18 protein-coding genes and 2 tRNA genes are annotated in these 19,794 nt (G+C 47.7%); 15 read left to right on the top strand and 5 right to left on the bottom strand.

Going from position 1 to position 19,794, the window contains the following annotated elements; all coding sequences use genetic code 11:
• Positions 1-8: 8 nt before the first annotated feature.
• From IG82_RS0103390 to IG82_RS0103365, 5 genes are all read left to right on the top strand, one after another.
• A complete protein-coding gene (locus IG82_RS0103390; protein ID WP_156095347.1) occupies positions 9-1,007 on the top strand; it encodes a hypothetical protein in 999 nt (332 codons plus the stop codon).
• Between the two features lie 22 nt (positions 1,008-1,029).
• Positions 1,030-1,380: a hypothetical protein gene (locus IG82_RS0103385; protein ID WP_031934202.1), complete on the top strand. Its 351-nt coding sequence runs from the start codon at positions 1,030-1,032 to the stop codon at positions 1,378-1,380.
• A 122-nt stretch (positions 1,381-1,502) separates the two neighbouring features.
• A complete protein-coding gene (locus IG82_RS0103380) occupies positions 1,503-1,871 on the top strand; it encodes a hypothetical protein (protein WP_156095346.1) in 369 nt (122 codons plus the stop codon).
• Between the two features lie 105 nt (positions 1,872-1,976).
• Positions 1,977-2,600: a hypothetical protein gene (locus tag IG82_RS0103375; protein ID WP_156095345.1), complete on the top strand. Its 624-nt coding sequence runs from the start codon at positions 1,977-1,979 to the stop codon at positions 2,598-2,600.
• A gap of 237 nt (positions 2,601-2,837) precedes the next feature.
• Positions 2,838-3,680, top strand: coding sequence for a hypothetical protein (locus IG82_RS0103365; protein WP_156095344.1), 843 nt, complete (start codon positions 2,838-2,840; stop codon positions 3,678-3,680).
• Positions 3,681-3,698: 18 nt separating this feature from the next.
• On the opposite strand, the gene IG82_RS0103360 is transcribed toward IG82_RS0103365, so the two are convergent.
• Complete coding sequence (locus IG82_RS0103360; protein WP_216476138.1) at positions 3,699-4,463, bottom strand: 3-deoxy-manno-octulosonate cytidylyltransferase; 765 nt, start codon at positions 4,461-4,463, stop codon at positions 3,699-3,701.
• 70 nt (positions 4,464-4,533) lie between these two features.
• Between IG82_RS0103360 and IG82_RS0103355 the strand changes: the two genes are divergently transcribed.
• The 4 genes from IG82_RS0103355 (at position 4,534) to IG82_RS0103335 (ending at position 8,983) form a co-directional block, all read left to right on the top strand.
• Positions 4,534-5,943 carry a class II fumarate hydratase gene (locus IG82_RS0103355; protein WP_052545653.1) on the top strand — a complete coding sequence of 470 codons (1,410 nt, stop codon included), beginning with the start codon at positions 4,534-4,536 and terminating at the stop codon, positions 5,941-5,943.
• Between the two features lie 50 nt (positions 5,944-5,993).
• Positions 5,994-6,069: transfer RNA gene (locus IG82_RS0103350), tRNA-Ala, on the top strand.
• A gap of 151 nt (positions 6,070-6,220) precedes the next feature.
• On the top strand, positions 6,221-7,960 hold the full coding sequence (locus IG82_RS0103340; protein WP_216476137.1) for an ABC transporter transmembrane domain-containing protein: 1,740 nt from the start codon (positions 6,221-6,223) through the stop codon (positions 7,958-7,960).
• A gap of 33 nt (positions 7,961-7,993) precedes the next feature.
• Positions 7,994-8,983, top strand: coding sequence for a DNA polymerase III delta subunit-related protein (locus tag IG82_RS0103335; RefSeq protein ID WP_031934195.1), 990 nt, complete (start codon positions 7,994-7,996; stop codon positions 8,981-8,983).
• On the opposite strand, the gene rpoN is transcribed toward IG82_RS0103335, so the two are convergent.
• Positions 8,917-10,320: an RNA polymerase factor sigma-54 gene (rpoN, locus tag IG82_RS0103330; RefSeq protein WP_082192037.1), complete on the bottom strand. Its 1,404-nt coding sequence runs from the start codon at positions 10,318-10,320 to the stop codon at positions 8,917-8,919. The two genes, IG82_RS0103335 and rpoN, sit on opposite strands and share 67 nt — an antisense overlap.
• Before the next feature lie 128 nt (positions 10,321-10,448).
• On the opposite strand from rpoN, the gene IG82_RS0103325 reads away from it, so the two are divergent.
• From IG82_RS0103325 to IG82_RS0103305, 5 genes are all read left to right on the top strand, one after another.
• Positions 10,449-10,533: transfer RNA gene (locus tag IG82_RS0103325), tRNA-Leu, on the top strand.
• 123 nt (positions 10,534-10,656) lie between these two features.
• A complete protein-coding gene (locus IG82_RS0103320; RefSeq protein WP_031934193.1) occupies positions 10,657-11,343 on the top strand; it encodes a hypothetical protein in 687 nt (228 codons plus the stop codon).
• A 35-nt stretch (positions 11,344-11,378) separates the two neighbouring features.
• A complete protein-coding gene (locus tag IG82_RS0103315; RefSeq protein WP_156095342.1) occupies positions 11,379-12,443 on the top strand; it encodes a hypothetical protein in 1,065 nt (354 codons plus the stop codon).
• Positions 12,444-12,566: 123 nt separating this feature from the next.
• Complete coding sequence (locus IG82_RS0103310) at positions 12,567-13,550, top strand: sodium-dependent bicarbonate transport family permease (protein WP_031934191.1); 984 nt, start codon at positions 12,567-12,569, stop codon at positions 13,548-13,550.
• Positions 13,551-13,871: 321 nt separating this feature from the next.
• Positions 13,872-15,398 (top strand): hypothetical protein, encoded by a 1,527-nt coding sequence (locus tag IG82_RS0103305; protein WP_156095341.1) that lies wholly within the window; start codon positions 13,872-13,874, stop codon positions 15,396-15,398.
• Between the two features lie 85 nt (positions 15,399-15,483).
• Here the strand turns inward: IG82_RS0103305 and tmk are convergent, their stop codons facing one another.
• From tmk to lpdA, 3 genes are all read right to left on the bottom strand, one after another.
• Positions 15,484-16,125 carry a dTMP kinase gene (gene tmk, locus IG82_RS0103300; RefSeq protein ID WP_031934189.1) on the bottom strand — a complete coding sequence of 214 codons (642 nt, stop codon included), beginning with the start codon at positions 16,123-16,125 and terminating at the stop codon, positions 15,484-15,486.
• A gap of 12 nt (positions 16,126-16,137) precedes the next feature.
• Positions 16,138-17,301 carry a D-alanyl-D-alanine carboxypeptidase family protein gene (locus IG82_RS0103295; RefSeq protein WP_052545652.1) on the bottom strand — a complete coding sequence of 388 codons (1,164 nt, stop codon included), beginning with the start codon at positions 17,299-17,301 and terminating at the stop codon, positions 16,138-16,140.
• Positions 17,302-17,447: 146 nt separating this feature from the next.
• Positions 17,448-18,833 (bottom strand): dihydrolipoyl dehydrogenase, encoded by a 1,386-nt coding sequence (gene lpdA, locus IG82_RS0103285; RefSeq protein ID WP_031934187.1) that lies wholly within the window; start codon positions 18,831-18,833, stop codon positions 17,448-17,450.
• 474 nt (positions 18,834-19,307) lie between these two features.
• On the opposite strand from lpdA, the gene IG82_RS06630 reads away from it, so the two are divergent.
• Complete coding sequence (locus IG82_RS06630) at positions 19,308-19,790, top strand: DUF4167 domain-containing protein (protein WP_082192036.1); 483 nt, start codon at positions 19,308-19,310, stop codon at positions 19,788-19,790.
• The last annotated feature ends 4 nt before the right edge of the window (positions 19,791-19,794 follow it).

The raw sequence follows: 19,794 nt of genomic DNA, 5'->3' as shown, positions 1-19,794 counted from the left end.
GAGAAGCAATGAAAACATATTATTGGATGATCACGGCGGCGTTGTTAATGAATGGAAGCGATGGATGGGCCCGCACTTCCAAGTTTCTCACCAAAACTGGTGATGCTTTTAAGCATGGGTTTCATGAAACACAAAAAGGCTTTGATCAGGGCGTTTCCGCAGTGAAAGGGGGGTTTGAAGATCTTGGGGATCAATTCCAAAGCCTCAAAGGTCAAATCACTGCTGCCACACATAACGCAACAAAAGGCATCAAAACGGCCAGACAAAAAATACAAGAAGCCCAGGTGAAGGCCCTAAAAGAGGCTGTGAAATTAAAAAATATTCATCATGATATCCGCTTGGCCAAAAAAATGACCCAAGATGTTCATGAGGCTTTTGACCAATTTAACAACCTCACCCACGGTGTGGCTGGTGTGACCTTAGGCATTTTGACGGAAGATTACACCAGTCAAATCAAGGCCGGCGCTTATGTGGTGAAAGCCATTGAAACAGGCAATCCCCACTATCTCGAAAATGCGGGTGGCGCTTTGGCCAAGCCTTATGTGGATAAACTGATCGAATTTCATGCCCTTTATGAGGGCGTGAAGTCGGGTGACCCCATGGCCATTGCCAAAGTGGGCGTTATGGTGGCAGAGCGATCAGGCTTGAGCAAAAAATTTGGTAACAAGTTGATGAAGAAGTTGGAACATTCACCAAAGCTCAAAAAAGCACTTGAGACCTCGTACGACCTTTCGCAAAAGCTGAAGAAAAGTCAGAAAATCTTGGCAAAAGTAGACAAATTCAAAGGCACAGTGGCCATGTCACTGGCTCATGTGCCGGGTGGGGAAAAAGTGATCAAAGAATACAGTGCGGCCAAGAAAAAAATGGATGGCCTGCAAGAAAAATATGGTGCGCTGTTGGATCTGGCGGAATCGTTGTCTAAAGGCAATACGCGTGAGGCCCGCGAAGAAGCCGCGACCGGCCACATAGCCTCTGCTAACCATGGTCATGCGGGTCATAAAGCCTAAAGATCAACAAAGGAGAGAAATCATGTATCAACGGTTGTTATATGGCGTCATGGGCGCTTTGATGATGGGCTCTGTGTATGCTTGGGTGCCACACGATGGGTGTGCCCACACGATGTCCCCGAACATGTCGCCTTCAGAAGGTGGGGCGGAAGAGTTAATGCCCTCTGCACAACAGATGCCCTATATGCCAAGTGTGCTGACCCCTGAATCGCCCCAAGCCAAGCTTTATTGGGCGCGGCGCGGTTTGTTTAAGAAGGTTCCCTATGGTTTGGAGTCACGCAAAAGCAGAAGAAATGATCGGAAAAAGGAAAAGCAGTGGATTGAAGAAAAGAAAAAGCGGTGGATCAAAGAACATCAGCATCAACAACAATGATGTGGGGGCGCAAGTGTAACGTGCATGGCACGCCACAATCGAAAACGTAAGTGTCACGGGTGAGGGTGAGTAAAAGATGATCACCAAAGCTGGAGGTTCAAGAGCATATGAAAGGAACAGGGATGATGCCACACATCACATGCTTTTTTTGGATTTTTTGTATGGGCGCGTGTGGCCCTTTGGTGGCCGACGGTGTCTCGCTTTATCGGGTGGCATGGTTTGGTGGCCATACTACGCATTATGGGAAGGGGCACATCTCGACCAGGCACCCTACCGCCAAGAGTGAGGCCCAGAAAAGAAGAGAGGCGGTCTATCAAGCGGTGGAAAAAGAGCTGGCAGCGCGCGTTGCGCGAGAGCAGGCAGCGCATAAACCCATTTCCCAAGGGGTTCACGAAGACATCGCAAAAGCCAAAGCCGCCTGGGCGCGACAAGCGCAAAAAAAACAAAAATCTATGACCTCAAGGCACAAGCATGCCAAAAAAACAAAATAAAACATTGATATTAAAGATTTTTTTTATCTTGCAAACAGAAAATTATCTTATAAGGGCATTTTTAGGATTGTCATAATAAAAAGGATGAAGAAAGAAGGAAACATCATGAAAACAACACGTTATTTAGGGTGGATGGTTGGTGCTTTTTTGCTGAGTACAAGTGGCCTTTATGGCAGTTCTCAAGGGACACAGCATGTTATGCCAGCGCTCAATAAAGCTTTTGCAACAAAGGTGCATGCGCTGGGACGGATGCACGGTAGGACAGAAGGTCATGCTGATATGATAGGAGCTGCTGCTGCAGGAGCGCGTCATGCCCTTCGAACAGGTGAAAAAGCAGCTCCCCATATGATGGCGGCTATGCGTCACACAGCCTCTGATTTTGCGCAGAATGCGCAACATGTACATCACATGTTTTTGAAAGAAGCTCAGCATGGGTGGGACGTAGCACAGCGTAAGGCGAGTCATTTTTACGACAAGACGCAAAGGCAGGCTCAGCATACGGGCAAGAAACTGTACAGTGCTGCCCAACATGAGGTAGGTAAGCTTGCGGGGCAGGTGCACCATGGAGTCAGCCATGGCTTACACGAGGTCGACAAAACCTTGAAGGCCGCCATAAAAAAGTTGCCTCATCCCCACAAAAAGTCTTTGTTTCGTGCACTTGGGCGAGAGATTCATAAGGCCGAACGTGGTGTTGTGCGAGAGGTGCATGACATAGAAGAAGACATATAAAATATGGGAGATCCTTCTTTTTATAGATAAAGTCTTTACGCAGGAATGAGAAGAGATAGTTTTGACTTCTTAAGAAAAAAGAGAGCTCGCGCGTGGGCTCTTTTTGTTTTCATATAAAGGATCTTCACATTTTTTCTCTTTTTTGTTTTTCATTTTTGTCAAAAAAGTTTGACAAAAATTAAAATTTAACTTTTATAGAGTGTTAAGAGGCTTTTATCGTCGAAAAGGAAAAGATTTGTGTTTAGTGTTAGCAAATCCCATGGATCTATGCTGATCTTAAGGTTTTTTTCTTCCTTATTGGTTTTGATAAGTGTGGTGTCTGGGGCCAAAGGTGGGGACAGCCAAGATCTTTTTAAGCGCGTTCATCTGTATGTGTTAAAAAAGGGGCCCGTGGATGTGCGTGAAGAGGCAGCCCTGGCCCATTTGTTGTCCACGTTATGGGTGCAAAGCAAAGAGGAACGAGATACGCAAGGCGGGGAAGCACAGGGTGCTTATGCAAGAAATCAGTCATCGGACGTTCTGTTTTTGGCTAAGAAAATGCGGCGGCGGTTGGCGCAAGACTATCCACGCCTAACCAAGGTCAGTCAGCAGATGGGGTCGGTGGGAGCAGGGTTACTGTGTTCGCTGATGTCAGGTCAAGAGGGCAAGACTGCGGGTAGATCTCCAGCGCCTGTCTTACAGGATCGCGATGTTGACAAAGCCTTTGCGTTGATGATTCGCGAAGCCTTGCTGTTTTCACGGCAGGCAAGAGATTTTTTATTGTTGATGGTGCAAGAGCGTTATCCAGGTCTTTCGCCCCGTCAAAAAAGGATGGTGCAAAAGCGAGTTCATGCCTTTTACAAAGACGTCGTGGCTTTGGGTCGCACGGCTGAAGCATATGGCTTGTTGTTGGTGACGTGCCGGCATTCAGGTTCTGCAGCCTCTCGTCATGAGGCGTTTGACTATCTTGAATCTAAGGGGGCTTATCGTGCAATTTTGCATGAGCTATGTCGTCAGGGCCTATTTCAAGACATGCCAAGCTATTGGCAGAAATATGTGAGAAACAAACGGGAAAAACGGGCGCGCATGCGTTCGCTGTGAGATAGGCAGAGCTTCAGGTTAACCCACCGTTTGGGCAGCTGTGTGAGGCGTGGTTTGGGTGTTTGGTTGCAAAAAAGCCTCAGCGTTATGGATATCTTGGGGGGTGTCAATGCTGAGCCAGGGTTCTTTCGGCAAGGTTTTGACCCCAATGCGCCACCCTTGCGCTAAGGCCCGCAGTTGCTCAAGCTTTTCTGTCTGTTCAAGGGATGAAGGCGGCAAGGAGACAAAGCGTTTAAGGATCGGGCGGCGAAACACATACACACCCATGTGGTGCCACATGGGTGCGGCCCCATAAGGCACAGGTGCACGGCTGAAATAGCATGCATGGTGCCACCCCGGCACAGAGGCGGGCGCAAGGACGGCTTTTACATGGTGTGGGTTATTCTGCTCTTCCTTGTCCAGGGGAATTACGGCCGTGGTGATTTCAAAATGCGTTGTGTTTACAAGCTCTTTGATCCTGTGGGCAGGAAACACAGCCATATCCCCCTGTATGTTCACAATGTGGGTGAAGGTTTCTTGCGGGTCAAAGATTTCCAGTGCTTGATAGATTCGGTCTGACCCTGAAGGTAAATAGGGATCTGTGAGGATGGCGTGCCCGCCGACCTGTTCCACGCATGTTTTGAGCTCATCACTATCCACTGCCACCACCACAGGGCCAATGTTGGCTTTGTGCGCTTGTTCGATCACGTGATGAATCAAGGGCTTGCCATCCAAAAGGGCCAGGGGTTTGCGCGGCAATCGGGTGGCCCCTAAGCGCGCGGGGATGATCACAAGGGTGCTCATAAAAGGCTCTAGGCTTGACATCAGAAGTTCGTTACCATCGATAAGCATTCTATCAAGAAAGGACCTGCAGGTGAAGACAACAGAAGCAACGCGCACAGAATCGGACAGCTTCGGGTCCCAAGAAGTGCCCGCCTCTCGCTATTGGGGGGCCAGCACGCAGCGATGTCTCACGCAGTTTCATGTTGATGACAAGGTCATGCCTTTGCAAGTGATTCATGCGTTTGGATGGATTAAGAAGGCCGCAGCCCTTGCCCATCAAGAGCTTGGATGGCTTGATCCTCAGCTGGCCAAGGTGATCATAGAGGCGGCCTCTGAAGTGGCTGAGGGTACATGGGATGATCATTTTCCTTTGGGCATATGGCAAACAGGTTCTGGCACCGCCACACACATGAATGTGAACGAGGTGATTGCCAACAGAGCCAGTGAAAAGTGCGGTCAGGCCTTGGGGCAAAAAGCGCCTGTGCACCCCAACGATCATGTCAACATGGGTCAATCCACCAACGATACCTTTGGCACAGCCATGCATGTGGCCCTTTGGGGGGGTGTGCATGACATCTTGCTGCCTGCGCTTGCATCGCTGATTCATGCGTTGAAGGATCAGCAAAACAAAGGAGCATCTGTGGTCAAAATGGGGCGCACGCACCTGCAAGACGCAGCACCGTTGATGGTGGGTGATGAGTGGGGTGCGTTTGTGGACACGTGTGAAGTGTCTCAAAAGCGCATCATGCATTGTGTTCAAGATCTTACCTGTTTGCCTCAGGGCGGCACGGCCGTGGGGACGGGGCTTAACGCGCACCCTCAGTTTGCTTCCCTTTTTGCGGACCATCTATCTCGTCTCCTACACACCTCTTTCACAACGCACCCAGCGCCTTTTTCTCTGATGTCTATGCATGACGCCATTGTTTTTTTGGGGCACGCTTTTTCTTTGCTGGCGGGGGATTTATTGAAAATGGGGCAGGATCTTCGTTTATTATCTTCAGGGCCGCGGGCGGGTTTGGGTGAGTTTGTGTTGCCACAAAATGAACCCGGATCATCCATCATGCCCGGTAAGGTCAACCCCACACACATTGAATCTTTGCTGATGATTTGTGTGCACGTGCAAGGCCTGTCTTCTATTGTCGCACAAGCAGGCGCGTCAGGGCAGCTTCAGCTCAATGTGATGAAGCCGCTTATCGTATCTCACATGTTTGACATGATCACCCTGTTGGCCAATGGCATGAACAATCTGCGCCAGTATTGCCTTGAGGGGATCACCTTGCAGCAAGATCAAATCAATCGTCATGTGCACAATTCACTGATGCTGGTGACCGCCCTCACACCGCATATTGGGTATGATAAAGCTGCGCGTATGGCCCGCTATGCCTTTGACCATAACTGTTCTCTCCAAGAGGCCAATCGTCAGCTGGGTTATGTTTCTGAAAAAGATTTTAACCGTTGGATCCAGGTAGAGGCCATGGCAAGTCCCAAGGCGGGCGTCTAAGGATTTTCCTTGCAAATCCCACAGCCCTTTTGTAGCCTTGGAAGGAGCGTGGGGCCATAGCTCAGCTGGGAGAGCGCTACAATGGCATTGTAGAGGTCAGCGGTTCGATCCCGCTTGGCTCCACCAAACGCGGTTTATACCCTTCTCCACATCACCAGTTGTGTGTCACGTTGTTTGCAGGGGTGGGCGTTTGTATGGCTTGCCTCCTTCCCCCTTTTTGCGCTGTTGTTGAGAATCAAAAGTGGAAACCTTTTTGCATAGAGACGTCTGATCCTTGTTGCCGGTTTTCTGTGTGCACACCCTTGGCAAACCATCGTTAACGGTTCCCAGATTTCTTGCGCGGTTTTTATGGCAACCTTATAAACGAACCTGTTTTTATGTGTTGGGTATGATTTTTTTGTCTGCCGTGAGTTTTCTTTATTTTGGTTATGGATTGCGTGTGATGATGGATCATTACCAAGAGGCTGATGCGCATGTTGGTTTTCTTGTCTTTGATATTTTTGTGCTGCTGATTTCCCTTGCCTTTGTTTTTTTTGTGGCGAGCTATGTGCGTATTTATTTGTTGACGTGGGTGAGTGAAAAAGTGTTCTCAGATGTCCGTGTGCATATTTTTGAAAAATTTTTGCATTGCCCTGCGTTGCACATCCGCAAACTCAGCGCCTCAGATTTTAATACGCGGTTTAACAATGATAAGGCCATTTTAGAGACAGCGCTAAGCAACGGCTTGCCCCTGGCGCTTCGTAACATCTTTATTACTGCTGGATCCACCTTTTTTTTGTTTCTTATTAACAAAGACCTCACCCTCTTTTTTATGTTTTGGATTGTCGTAATGGTGGTGGTGTCAATTTATTTTCGCCCCATGTTGTCGGCTATTTTTCAAGCTTATCAAAAAACGCTGACAGATATAGGCTCACACATGGAGCTCTTTGTGCGCTATGGTTTTTCGCTCAAATTTTTTTCGTTGGCCACCTTAACCCAGCGATTTACCCATATTTCACAAAACTCTCTTCATGTCGGCATTGTTCAAGTGGTGGGACGTTTGAAAAGTATTGCCCTCACCTCATTTATCGGGTTTTTGGCCATTGCTTCTTCCTTTGCCTTTGGGTTTGAGGAAATTTATGAAAAAAAATTATCCTACGGGCAGCTGGCGTCCTATTTTTTCTATGCCACCACGGTGATGGGGTATGTCACCAGTTTGACAGAAAATTTTATTGAAATGATTCAATCATCAGGTGCACTCAAACGGTTGGTCAAGCTCCTCAATATGCCGCAAATCAAGATTCAGCCATCCCTGTTTGTGGGCAATGGCCATGTGACATGGCAGCAGGTATCCTTTCGCTCAGGTGACCATCTCATTCTTGATAATCTCAATGCCTCTTTCCGGGCAGGAGATAAAGTGGGGATTGTGGGCCCCCCCATTTCAGGGAAAACAACGCTGCTTCATCTGATGGCAGGCAGCTACAGGCCTTCGTCAGGCATTGTGAATGTGGGTGGGTATGATCCTTGTCTTTTGCACAAGGATGTGGTGTGGCGTTCATGCGTAAGCTTTTTAAATGACGATATCCCCCTTTTTTCAGGCACGCTGAAAGAAAATATGCTTTTTGATGCTGCGTTTGGTGAAAACGTCTTGCATGGGATAGTGAATGCGCTGGATCCAGCATTGCTTCTTTCTTTTGATAAGGGGCTAGATACGGTTTTGTTGCCCGGGGGGTCTAATTTATCTTACACGCAAAAACTGTTTATCTTCTGGACGCGTGTCTTAATCAAAGATCCTCATCTGTTGTTTCTTGATGATGGCACCTTCACGTCCTATTGTCCGTTGATCATCAGGCAACAATTTCTTGGTCCCACTTCACACAAGACAGTTTTTCTTGTGACGCGGGATGCAGCCTGGCTTGAGGCCATGGATCATGTGGTTTTCTTACATAAACAAAGAGCCTATGTGGGCAGCCATGATGCGCTTATGGCCCATAGTGCCTACAAAGCTTTTCTTTGTGATCACCCAAAAACAGGGTAAGCTAGTACAAAGGTCGCGCCCGTTAAGCATAGCATGCAAGACAACATCTTTCCTTTTTGCGTGGGGCATGAAACACATCTTGAGATGATGAAGTGTTTTTTGCGCTCACCCAAGGACAGGGGTGCTTTTTTGGTGTTAGGGCCGCAAGGTGTGGGCAAAAAAACGTGGGTGCGGCAGTGTGTGTGGGAGCACATCAAGGCCACAACAGATTCGCAGTCTTGGTTTCAGCATGCCCATCAAATGCACCAAGGCGTTTTGCCTTCTTTTTTTGTGGCCGCGGGACAAACCATGAAGGCCGTGCAGCTTATGCATGCACATTTAAGATCTGTGCGCGTTGTGCCCCAAGCCTGGCAATTTGTGTTGATGCCGCGCATGGATAGCCTCTCTTATGCGGCACAAAGTGCGCTTTTAAAAATTATTGAAGAACCACCTTCGCGCACTGTTTTTTTTCTCACCGCTCACACTCTGGGTCCTTTGTCAGCGCCGCTCCTTTCCAGGTGTCAGAAAATACATCTGCGCCCCCTGTCTGAGGATGTGTTTTTGCAAACGTGGCCAGATGTGTGTCGTGTGCATCACGTCAAAATGCCTGATGTAGATGTGAAAAATCTCTATCGTTTGTCGAAGGGGTGTTTAGGCAAAGCCCTTGCCTTGTTGGAGGATGATCAGATCCGCCATGTTGTTTTTTATCATGCGCTCTTGAAAAAGGGCCTTTTGCCGCCGGATCACCCAGATTTTGAGTCACCATTTTTACCGGCTCATCAAGGATTTTGGTTATCTCAAGAGCTATCGTGGCTGTTTGAGCATTTTGAGCATTTCCTTTCCTCTCTGTTGATTGGTGTGCACACCCAAGACAACACAGATGCCTCTGCGCAAGCGATTGCGGGTCGTTTGTCGCCTGAAGGGTGGGCGCTATTTTTGGCGCAGTGCCGTCAGGCCGTGGAAGAGGCGCAAACGTTTCACACGTCGCCGCTACAGGTGGTGCCTCTTTTTTTTCGTGTGTCAGGGCTCAATGCCTTAAAGTGACGGTTGCGCTTGCGCTGAAAAGAGGGCGGCACGTTAAGCGCTTCTCTATATTTTGCCACCGTACGCCTTGCAATGGGAATGCTTTGGGTGTTCAAAATTTCTGTGATCACAAGGTCAGAGAGTGGTTTTTCAGGATTTTCGTTGAGAATCAGTTGATGAATCGTGTTTTTGAGACTTTCCGAAGAAATGGCTCGGCCGCGCACATTTTCAAAACTAGAGGTAAAGAAGTATTTGAGTTCAAAAATACCGTGGGGCGTTGACATATATTTTCCTGAGGTAATCCGACTCACGGTGCTTTCGTGAATGCCCACAGGCTGTGCAATGTCTTTGAGGGTAAGGGGTGTCAGTGACGTGACGCCATGGTAAAAAAAGTTTTGCTGCCTTCTCACAATTTCTTGACTGACCGAAAGAAGCGTTTGGCTTCTTTGTGACAACGCCTTACAAAGCCAGGTCGCGTGATTGAGTTGTTGGGAAAGATAGCGCCTGTCCTGTGATCCTTTGGTTTGACTTTTGATTTTTTTATAATACTGACTGTCAAAGAGAACTTGACGCCTCAGATGGGGCACAAAATTAACATCCCATGTATTGGTTTTTTTGTTCATGTATACATACACTTCAGGCACAATATAAGGCGTGGATTCATGGTGGAACTGAGAGCCAGGATAGGGATCAAGCGTGCGCATCACATGCAACATTTCGGATAATGTTTGTGTATCGACGCCACAGGCCTTTTCAAGGGCGCCTTGCTTGATTTTGCCTGACGTAAACGAGGCAATTTTGTTGAGGAGCGTTTCAAACGCGGGCGTAAAAAGTTCTCTTTCGATGAGCTGCAATTTGAGACATTCTTCGAGCGTAGCGGCGCAAATGCCTGTTGGGTCACACTTTTTCATTTTCTCAATCACATGATGAACCACTTTGAGCGGTTTGTGCATGGCGTGTGCAATTTCTGAAGGTTCTTTTTTGAGATAACCCGTTGGCTCTAAGATGGCCACAATATAAAGGGCCACATCTTTCTCTGTTTCGTCAGAAAACATAATATTGATCTGGCTGGTCAGGTGGGTATGCAGATTTTTGGGTGGGAGAGGAATCGTATCATAAGGTTCAAGGTTATTGTCTGAGGTTTTGTGCGAGAAAGGATCTGCCATATCATCATAGCTGTCTTCAAGAAAGGCATCTTCCTCAGGCTCTGACAAGAATGGGTTGAGGGTCAGTTGTTGGTCGATAAAGGGCACCAACTCTTCATAAGACAGTTGCAAAATGCGAATAGCTTCTTGCAGTTGAGGTGTCATCACATTTTGCAAAGACTGTCTGCCTTGCATGTTTTGTGTTGTTTGCATGACCCCCTCCTTTGGTGCCCTCCATTATTTCCCCCTTTGTTTGCTGCGGCCTTAACGAGAGAAAAATTTGTGGGGCGCCCCTTCCATTCTTGACCTTTAGACGCAGTTCTGGTGAACTCAAAAAAGGAGCCCCTGTGGCGGAACTGGTAGACGCGGCAGACTCAAAATCTGTTATCTTCGGATGTGGGAGTTCGAGTCTCCCTGGGGGCACCACACGTTTTGCATGAAAAAGGCCTGCGGCCTTTCGTTCCGAACCCGTTGATAAACCAGCAAAACTTGACAAATAGACATAATCGTTGTTTAATATCGCAATAATCTTTCTTTTAAGGTGATCTTATGCTGGCCATGCATGCGCATCCCCTTCGCTTTTTTTCTCTTCCCCTGTCGCTTTGTTTGCTGATGTGTATGGGCCCGGTCATATCGGTCCTTAAGGCCTCTGATCCCCCCTATCAAGATCCGGCCCGCGCGGACACAGCTGTGGTGCCATTATGTTCTGGTGAGGGTGCCTCTCATAGATCTCCATTACCCGAGCGCTTGACAGAAGCGATGAAGGCAAGTTTGAGAACATTTTTCCATGATGACACCTTGCTTTCCGAGATCCCTCATGATCCTGAGACCATCAAAGCCATTTTTAATAGTGTGAACATTCTTGTAGATTGCCTCAAAAAACCAAAAAAGATCATGTCGCTAGACCCTGAACAGCATATTTTCAAACCTTTCATCACAATACGTGCAGCACACCAAATACTGCGCAGAGTTGTCCACAAGGGTGTCACGGGCTTGTCTGCATCTGAGGTTCAAAAAAGGCAAGACGCATGGAAGAGAGATCAAGAAAATGTTGAGGTGCCTATGCGTGTGTTGGCGAATCAAGTGGCAATCGCACTTGCGAGGCACGAAAAAATGGATCCAGCCGCCTCTTGGCAGATCGTGAAGCGTTCTGATGGACAGACCCATTGTCTTTTTTCAAAGATCAGGATGGATACGATACCTATTGTTTCAAACCAGATGCCCCTGTGTATATAGACAGCACATGGGCGCCCCAAGGCGACACAAGCAAAATGAAGACATACCATCTTCATGATGACCAGCTGACAGAAGATTTTTGCCTTCATTTGCGTTTAGAAGATTTACAAAAAGATCCTGCCTATCACGCAGACAAAAGTCTTCCCTATGCGCTGCGTTACACCTTTTATCTGGGGGCTGAGGTGCCAGACCTTTTATTAGCGCAAGGTTATCAACCCTTTCAAGCCACCCACAAAGTGATGCGTGAGACCCTGTCTGTGCATGAACTTCCAACAAATCCTTTCGCAAGGTTTATATTTGAACATGGGGAGGGCACCTTGGATGGGCCGTCTATCAGTATGGGGGAGATGGTGATTCCTCTCAAGATCCACAATCCTCAAGAAGACAAGATGGTTCAATTGTTGTTGTTACGTGCATGGCAAGAAGAGGCGTCGCGTAACGAAAAACTGCATCCTATGCTGACATGGCTTGAAGCAGAAACCAGAACAACGGTTGAAGAGACCATAGGTGCATTGGAGGCAGAGCTTATCGAAGAGCTTGCAGATCAAGAAGAAGCACGCCTTCGTGCAGACTATGCACAGCGCATCCGTGAGGAGCAAGAAAAACGGAGAGAGGCCGTTGTTGGTGGCCAGGTGTCGGGCAAGCCTGGCAAAAAGAAAAGAGGCGGTAAAAAGGGCAAAAAAGCTGCTGTGCCAAAGCTTGCCGAAACTCAGGATGTGCCACCTGGTGAAACTGAGGCAGGAAAAGAGCTTCAGGCAAAAATTGCGGCCATTAAGGGCACCGGTCGTGCGTTACTCAAAAAACTGGAAAACCGCACAACCGTAAAATACAAAGACACCATCACGCTGGTAAACACCCTTTTGCAAAGCAGTCCTCATATAGATATGAAAGAATGCATGAAAGGGAGCCACCGTGTGCTGCATGTGGCAGGGGCTTCACCCCCTCTGACCTTGCCTGTTGCCCATGGCAAAGATGGCAATGTCGTGCCAGCTTCTCATACGCGTCATCTTTTAAGAGATCTGATGGGTGGCATGATTTCACAACATCTGAAAGAGTTTCACCAAGGGAAGGCTTGTGGCGGTAAAGAGGGCAGCACCTAAGGGGCCAGCACCTAGGGATAGTCACCGCAGACAACTCGTGGTAAAAAGACGGGATAGCCAAGGGAGCGCGCCCTAGACACGGTAGGTCTTTGCCGCGGCCGTTGAATGTAAGGAGCTTGATGCATGGTGTTTGAATGGACGTTGTTGAATAACCTTTTGACGCCGGTTTCGCTGCTGTTCTTCCTGGGTGTGGGCGTGGGGCTTGTTCGTGCAGACTTTCAGTTTCCCAAAGGCATGGTTTTTGGATTATCCGTTTATTTGATGGTGGCCATTGGCTTGAAAGGCGGCGCGGCTTTTGTGGAAAATCCCCTTAATCCGGGGGCTTTTATGCTCATTTTTATGGGCGTGGGGATGAGCGCTTTCTGGCCGTTTCTCAGTTTTCATCTGTTGCGTTTGACCACCCATTTGTCGCAAAAAGATGCGGCGGCTGTTTCTGCCCACTATGGCTCTGTCAGTGTGGTGACGTTTATCACCGCAGCTTCGTTTTGTGAGCGCTATCATATCCCTTATGCCACCAGTCTTGTGGCGGTGTTGTCGCTGATGGAGGCGCCGGCAATTTTCTCAGGCCTCTTTATGGCGCGGAAAGATCACACCAAAACCTTTTCGACGTCGATGAACAAAAAGCTTTTGCGGGAAGTGTTCTCCAGTGGGCCTATTGTGCTGTTGTTGGGCTCTTTTTTGATTGGGTCGATCACGGGCTCGGCGGGGTTTACCAAGATCAAAGCTTTTTACGGGGATCCTTTTCAAGGCGTTTTGTCACTTTTTCTGCTGGAAATGGGCTTGTCAGTGGCACATAAATTTCATGAAATGAAGAAAATCACCCCCTCTCTTTTTGCCTTTGGCATCTATATGCCTGTTGTGGGGGCGTGTGTGGGCATTACATTATGTTGGCTGATGGGGTTTGATCAAGGCACGGCCTTTTTGTTTGGTATTTTATGCGCCAGCTCGTCTTATATTGCGGTGCCGGCGTGCCTTAAAATCGCGCTGCCCGAAGCTAGCCCTTCTCTTTACATGCCCCTAAGCTTGGGCGTGACTTTCCCATTTAACATCATTGCGGGCATCCCGTTTTATTTTTGGATCACCAAGATGCTTTATGCCTTCGGCTGACAAAGATCTGTTTTAGATAAAAATTAAAAAACAAGACCTTAACGAATATCTGTAAAAAATTGTTAAAAAAAAGTCACAATTACACATTGTTTTTATTGTACTATGCATATTTTTCGAAAGGTTGTTTTGATGGTTTTAAAGAAAACGTTTCATACAAAAAAAAACCTGTGGGTTCTGTTGGGGTGCTCCCTTTTTTTGACAGCTCCGTGCGGTGTACACATCGCTTTGGGTAACCCAGGACTGTCTAAAGAAGACTTTCAAAATCACTATCTAACAAGTGGTAAAAAGCTTACGTCTCTTTCAGAGAAAGACAAGAAGAGATTGGAAGCAAAGCTTGTTGAGATAGGGGCCAAAAGGACCAGGGTTGAAGATCAAAAGAAATATATGGAAGCAGCTTCTTGCTTAAGCGCCTCAATGCAAGGGCAAAGTTCAGAAACGCAAAAAATCTTAAAAGACACGTTCAAAGAGTTAGTGCGTGAAGATATGAAGAAAGAAGCACGTGCACATATGGGAGATCTTAATCAAACTTTACTCAAGAAAACGAGTTATGTAGAAGTGACATTCGGTGAAAATACATTTTTTATTGTGAATGTCAACCCTCAAAGAAAATTAGCATTGTCTTACTCACATGATAAGACGTCAGCTAAAATTGAATTTGGCGAAGATGATCTGTACTTGAACAAAAGCCTCTGGGAAGATATGCCGCGTGGCTTTGTGGAGATCAAGGATAAAGACGGTAAGGTTTTGCATCAAGCCTCATCTTTCCGAAAGTTTACCTATCATTGGAATGACTATCTGTCTCCAGTTGACGGTGATGTTGAGATCTATCCCATGAAAAAAGAGGGAGGAAGTTCAGCACATATCAGTGCTTTTGAAAAGGATGATCAGCTTTTTTGGTGTTTTTCCACAAAAAAGAAATCGTTCATCGTGCGCGACGGATATATAACAGAAGACTGTAATAATACGGCCTACAACGTTATGGAAAAAAATGCTCAAGGTGAATTTCCTCTTTATGGCTACCTTCAAAGGTATGCCAAGATGTGGGAAGCTCTTCTTGGCCGAAAAGAGACAAAAAAGGAGGATATCAAAGCTTATTTACGCAAATCCAAGTGTGCTTTGGTTGCAGAAGCTATTTTAGAAGGTGATGAGCACCTTGAAAAGCAAGAGAAAGCAGGAGATTATTTTAAATTTGTGGGCATGACCGCGCAAAAACCTTCAACAGAAGGTCTTTCTGCACTGGCCCCCAAAGAGGCTTTAGAAACGCTGAAAAGTTTTGGTCTGGATGTTACAGAAATGGACCGTCCTATGACACTTTCTTCATCTGAATTGGATTTTCAAGGTGGTCACATAACATCAGAAGCGTATAAAAAGTTGGTTTCCACTGTAGAGCCATTAGAAGACACGGAAGGACGCGTCATCTATGCCGTTTCAGGTAATAAGGTGGTAGGCATGTGGAAGCTCAAATCCATGCCTTATAATGTGGAGCGGCTTGTGCGTGAATACATCAAGTCAGGGTTTACAAAACAAAATAAGAATAAGACGGACTATTTCACAGCAGAAAAGCTAGAAGGGCGTATGGCACAAAAGATCAAGACTAACTTTGATAATAATGCCCATGCTAGAAATGCGTGGACGAATCATAAGAAGCTGTATAACAATTTGCTCGTTTACTATGGTCAAAACCGAGAAGCGTTGACGGCAGATTTTGTACACAGCAACTGGGTTACGGTGAGAGAGGGTGTGCGAGGTGTCAACTCTGTACAAGACAATTGGGCTGAGAACCTACACACAACAATACAAGGAATAATCCAAAAGAGATCAGATCATAAGAACCTACAAGATAAATAGTCGTAAGCAAAGCTGATGGGTTACCAAAAATGAGGGGGGCTTTGGCCTCCTTTTTTTTACACCGATCTTTTGGGGGAAACGTTTTTTAGGAACTTTCTTTCAGGGAAAAGCGCTGTTGGATAGCGCACCATATGTCTTGTGTTATGCGGTCAGGGGGTTGGTTGCCATCGATGGTGTAAAATCTTTGTAGGTGTTTTTCTGCCAGGGCTACAAAGCCTTCTTGAATGCGCGCGTGAAAAGCCAGAGGTTGATCATCATAGTGATTTTTGTGACGCGCGTTGAGTCGCGTTTCAAGGTGCGTCAGGGGTAGGGTGATCAAAAACGTTATATCGGGGATTACGCTTCCCACTGTGGCTTGATGGAGTGCGCTTAAAAACCCTACATCCACACCTTGTACATGACCTTGATAGACAGTGGTGGAGTCCATAAAGCGATCCGAAAGCACCCACGTTCCTTTGGCAAGTGCAGGCTGGATGACGTGTTGAATATGCTCATGGCGCGCGGCAGCCATCAACAAGGCTTGGGTGAGAGGCGCTGTTTGGGGGTGATGTAAAAGCTTTTCCCTTAAGGATTCGCCCAAAAGAGTGCCTCCGGGCTCGCGCGTGCAGAGGTGGTCGATGGTGCGCTCACGAAGGCGTTGACTGAGGGCATGAATTTGTGTGGTTTTGCCGCTGCCATCCACGCCTTCAAAGGTGATGAAGCATCCTTTTGTGCGTGAGGGGCGCATGTCGATCACCTTTTACACCTTAAACCAAGACAGCAAAAAGGTTTTGATGGCCTGCAAGGTTTTTTGGAAAAAAGAGATTTCGCGCACATCATGCTGACAAAAGAGGGGCGTGCGTGCGGGTGTTAATCCCGGAGAATAAATCACGAGCGAAGCCACCTGGGTGCCCTTTGTGAGGGGGGCTTTGACATCATGGGTTTCTATTTTTGTTTTGATTTCCTTTTCAAAACCTTTGGGATAGGTAACATTAATATCTTTGTTGGTCATGACAGGAATGGCGTCCTGTCGGGCTTGAGGAATAAAGACCTTCCCCACAACATCACCGGCCGAAAAAATACGTTTGATCCGAAAATGCTCAAAGCCCCATTTGATCAAAGAAAAAGAGGTGAGCGCTCGGGCTGTTTCACTTTTGAGGCCATTGACAACAAACACAAGGCGTCGTCCTTTTTGTTTGGATGATCCTAAAAGGCCATAGCCTCCCTTTTCGGTAAGGCCGGTTTTGAGACCATCCCCCATGTCTCTATGCACAAGGGGGTTGCGGTTATATTGGGTGATTTTGTTATGTTTGAGACGTTTTTGACCATAATACTCTGCATAATAGCCTGGGAAGTCACGAATGGTGCGAATGCCGACGGTTAGGATGTCCCGCGCAGTGGAATAGTGGCGTTGATCAGGCCAGCCCGTTGTGTTGACAAAAAAGCTTTGCTGAAGGCCCAATTTTTGCGCCGTCTGATTCATGAATTGGACAGCTAACTCAGGGATGGGAAACAACCCTTCCTCCAGGGTGATGCAGGCATCGTTTCCTGAAGTGACAATGATGCCGCGCACAAGATCCGAGGCCTGGATTGCGCTTCCTTTTTCAAGAAACATGCGTGAGCCTTGCATACTGCGGGCGCGCTTGCTTACACGAAAAGAGGTGTGGGGAGAGAGGTCGCCTTGTGCCATTTTCTCAAACACAATATAGACAAAAAGGGCCTTTGTCATGGAAGAGGGCACCATGCGTTCATCAGCCTTCTTTTCAAACAACACCATGTCTGACGCCATATCATACAAAATGGCTTGCTTGGCCTGGGTATGAAAAGGGGGAAAAAAGTGGGCAAAACACTGCACAGAAGAGAGAAAGGCTACACCGATGATGAACCCCTGCAAGGCCGTTTTGTGATGGTGCTTGCCGAACATAAAGCGTGCTTATCCTTCTTTTGAAAAGCATTGTCGAAAAAATTGCGGCCTTTGACAAGATAAAGATGACAAAAGGGGCGAACACCATGCTGGTGGTCATCTGAAACATGGCACGTCTTGTACTGGGCATGTCTGGGGACATGTGATCAAGATAGGTGCTGTGAAGACAGGTGGCGCGCTGCGTCCTTATATAGTTCACTGAATGTAGGGTGTGCGTGAAGAGCGGTGGCCATATCGCCCACCCCTGCCTGCATGCTCATGGCCAGGATGCCTTCCCCGATCAGGGTTTCCGCATGCGCGCCCACAATATGAATGCCAAGAATATGGTGGGTTTGAGGGTGTGCCAACATCATCAGCAACCCATCACGATGACCTGTTGCCAACGCACGCCCATTGGCCGCAAAAAAAGCTTTGCCACGCACAAAGGGGATCCCGAGCTTTTTGAGCTCTTGCGCCGTCAACCCGACGGAAGCAATTTGCGGGTCTGTATAGATGACGGAAGGGATCAGCGCTTCATTGATTTGGCTGGGCTGGCCACACAGTCTTTCTATGAGGGTGCGTCCTTCTTTTTCAGCCTTGTGAGCCAGCATGGGCCCTCGAATAAGATCGCCAATGGCATACACACCGGGGCAGCTGGTTTCAAAAGTGTCATTGACCATAACGCGCCCCTGTTCATCACGGGTGAGGGAGAGCGGGCCACATGTGCTGTCCTCAAGCAAAGGTTTACGTCCCAGCGCGAGCGCCACATCATGCGCCTCATACATCACAGGGTTGCCGCGGCACTGGGCATGGACGCATGCGCCTTTCTTTGTTCTTTCTATGGATACCATGGATGTGTCAAACACAAGGCGGAGGCCCTCGGCCAGAAGTGATTGGGTTAACACGTGCACAATCTCGTCATCAAATGTGGGGAGAAGGCGGGACTGCGCCTCTAAAATTGTGACCGAAGACCCCATGCGCGCCCAAAAAAGGCCCAACTCAAGGCCAATATAGCCGCCACCCACAATCACGAGGCTGGGAGGGGTTTGATCCAAAGATAAAAGCTCGTCAGAGGATAAAACGTGGTCTCCAAGGCTCACATTTTTAGGCACAAAAGGCGTTGAGCCTGTGGCCAGGATGATGGCTTTATTGACCCGAATGGATGTTTTTTTTTCATTTGCGATGACACACAGTTTTTGTGCCCTCTCAATGCGCCCTTCACCGTGCATCAGGGTGACCCCTTTGCTTGTCATAAGGCTGTGGAGCCCCTTATGGAGGTTCTCAATATCTTTCTTTTTGGCGTTGTGTAGCGATGAGGGCGTCGGCGTCCCTTCCACCTTGACGCCATGGGCAGAGAGGCTGCGTGCTTCAGAAAAAACGTGGGCCTGATGCAACAAGGCTTTGGACGGAATGCATCCACGATGAAGGCACGTACCTCCCCACGCCTCACGCTCAACGCACAGCGCGCTCAAACCCAGCTCTGCAGCCCTGATGGCGGCACTGTAACCGCCAGGGCCACCCCCAATAATGGCAACGTCAATGTGATCAACCATGAGGGTTCTATAGCAAAGGACAGAGCATCTTAAAAGGATTTTTTAGGTTTTTGTGTTTCTTGATGGCGATGACAAGCTTCACACTCTTTCACGCAGTGTTGATAATCTGGTCCACAGTGTGTGCCGCCAGAGGTGCGACAAGCGATATTGTGCTCTAAGCAATGATTGTGACAGTTAGCAGGACACGCCTTTTTGGGGGCCGCCCACAAAAACGTGGCGTGCAATGAAAAAGCCAGTAAGGCAAGCGTAAAAAAATAGTACACCAAATGCTCCCTATTCATCTATTTTTTATATTATGTTTCATACATAGCAAAAACAGCGCATAAAGTCATGAATTGCTTGAAAGGGGTTGAGTTTGATGCATAAATATGGTGGGCGCGGCTTTGCGCGGAGGGGTTTCTTGATTGCGGTTTTTCTGTTACACTGACCGCTGCGGTTGGGATTTCTCAAAATTATCTGGAGTAGTGTGTGTCTATGCGTAGGAGTGGACAAAGTCATCGTAGCGGACGTTTTTCTCGGGACAGTGTTTTGGAAAGCGTCGGTCCAAACGGCAAAATGCGGGGCAGTGCGCAACAGTTGACAGATCGGTATATGTCTTTGGGCAAAGATGCCCTTTCGCAGCGAGATCTGATCGAAGCCGAGACATTTTTTCAATATGCCGAACATTACAGGCGGTTGAGTGCCAGTTTAAGGGGTCCAAAACCCCAAGTGCGAAACTCTCATGGTGGTGATCAGGGCATGGCTTCTCAAGAGAAAGAGGAACACGCTTCATTTGAAGCCTCCTCTCATGAGGAGGAAAAAGCTTCGGATACCCTGCCGTCCTTTGTGACAGGGGACGCGGCTGCGTCAGACACAGGAGATCAAGAAAAAGCAGATAGATCACCCGCGGCAAAGATGGGCCCTCCTGCGAAGCGAGTGGTGAAAAAAACCTTTAAAAAGAAACAAGAAATCGATTAAAATC

The sequence above is a fragment of the Candidatus Hepatobacter penaei genome (assembly GCF_000742475.1).
Taxonomy (GTDB): domain Bacteria; phylum Pseudomonadota; class Alphaproteobacteria; order Holosporales; family Hepatobacteraceae; genus Hepatobacter; species Hepatobacter penaei.
Note: the sequence above shows the minus strand (reverse complement) of the source record. Positions and strands in the feature narration are given on the sequence as shown.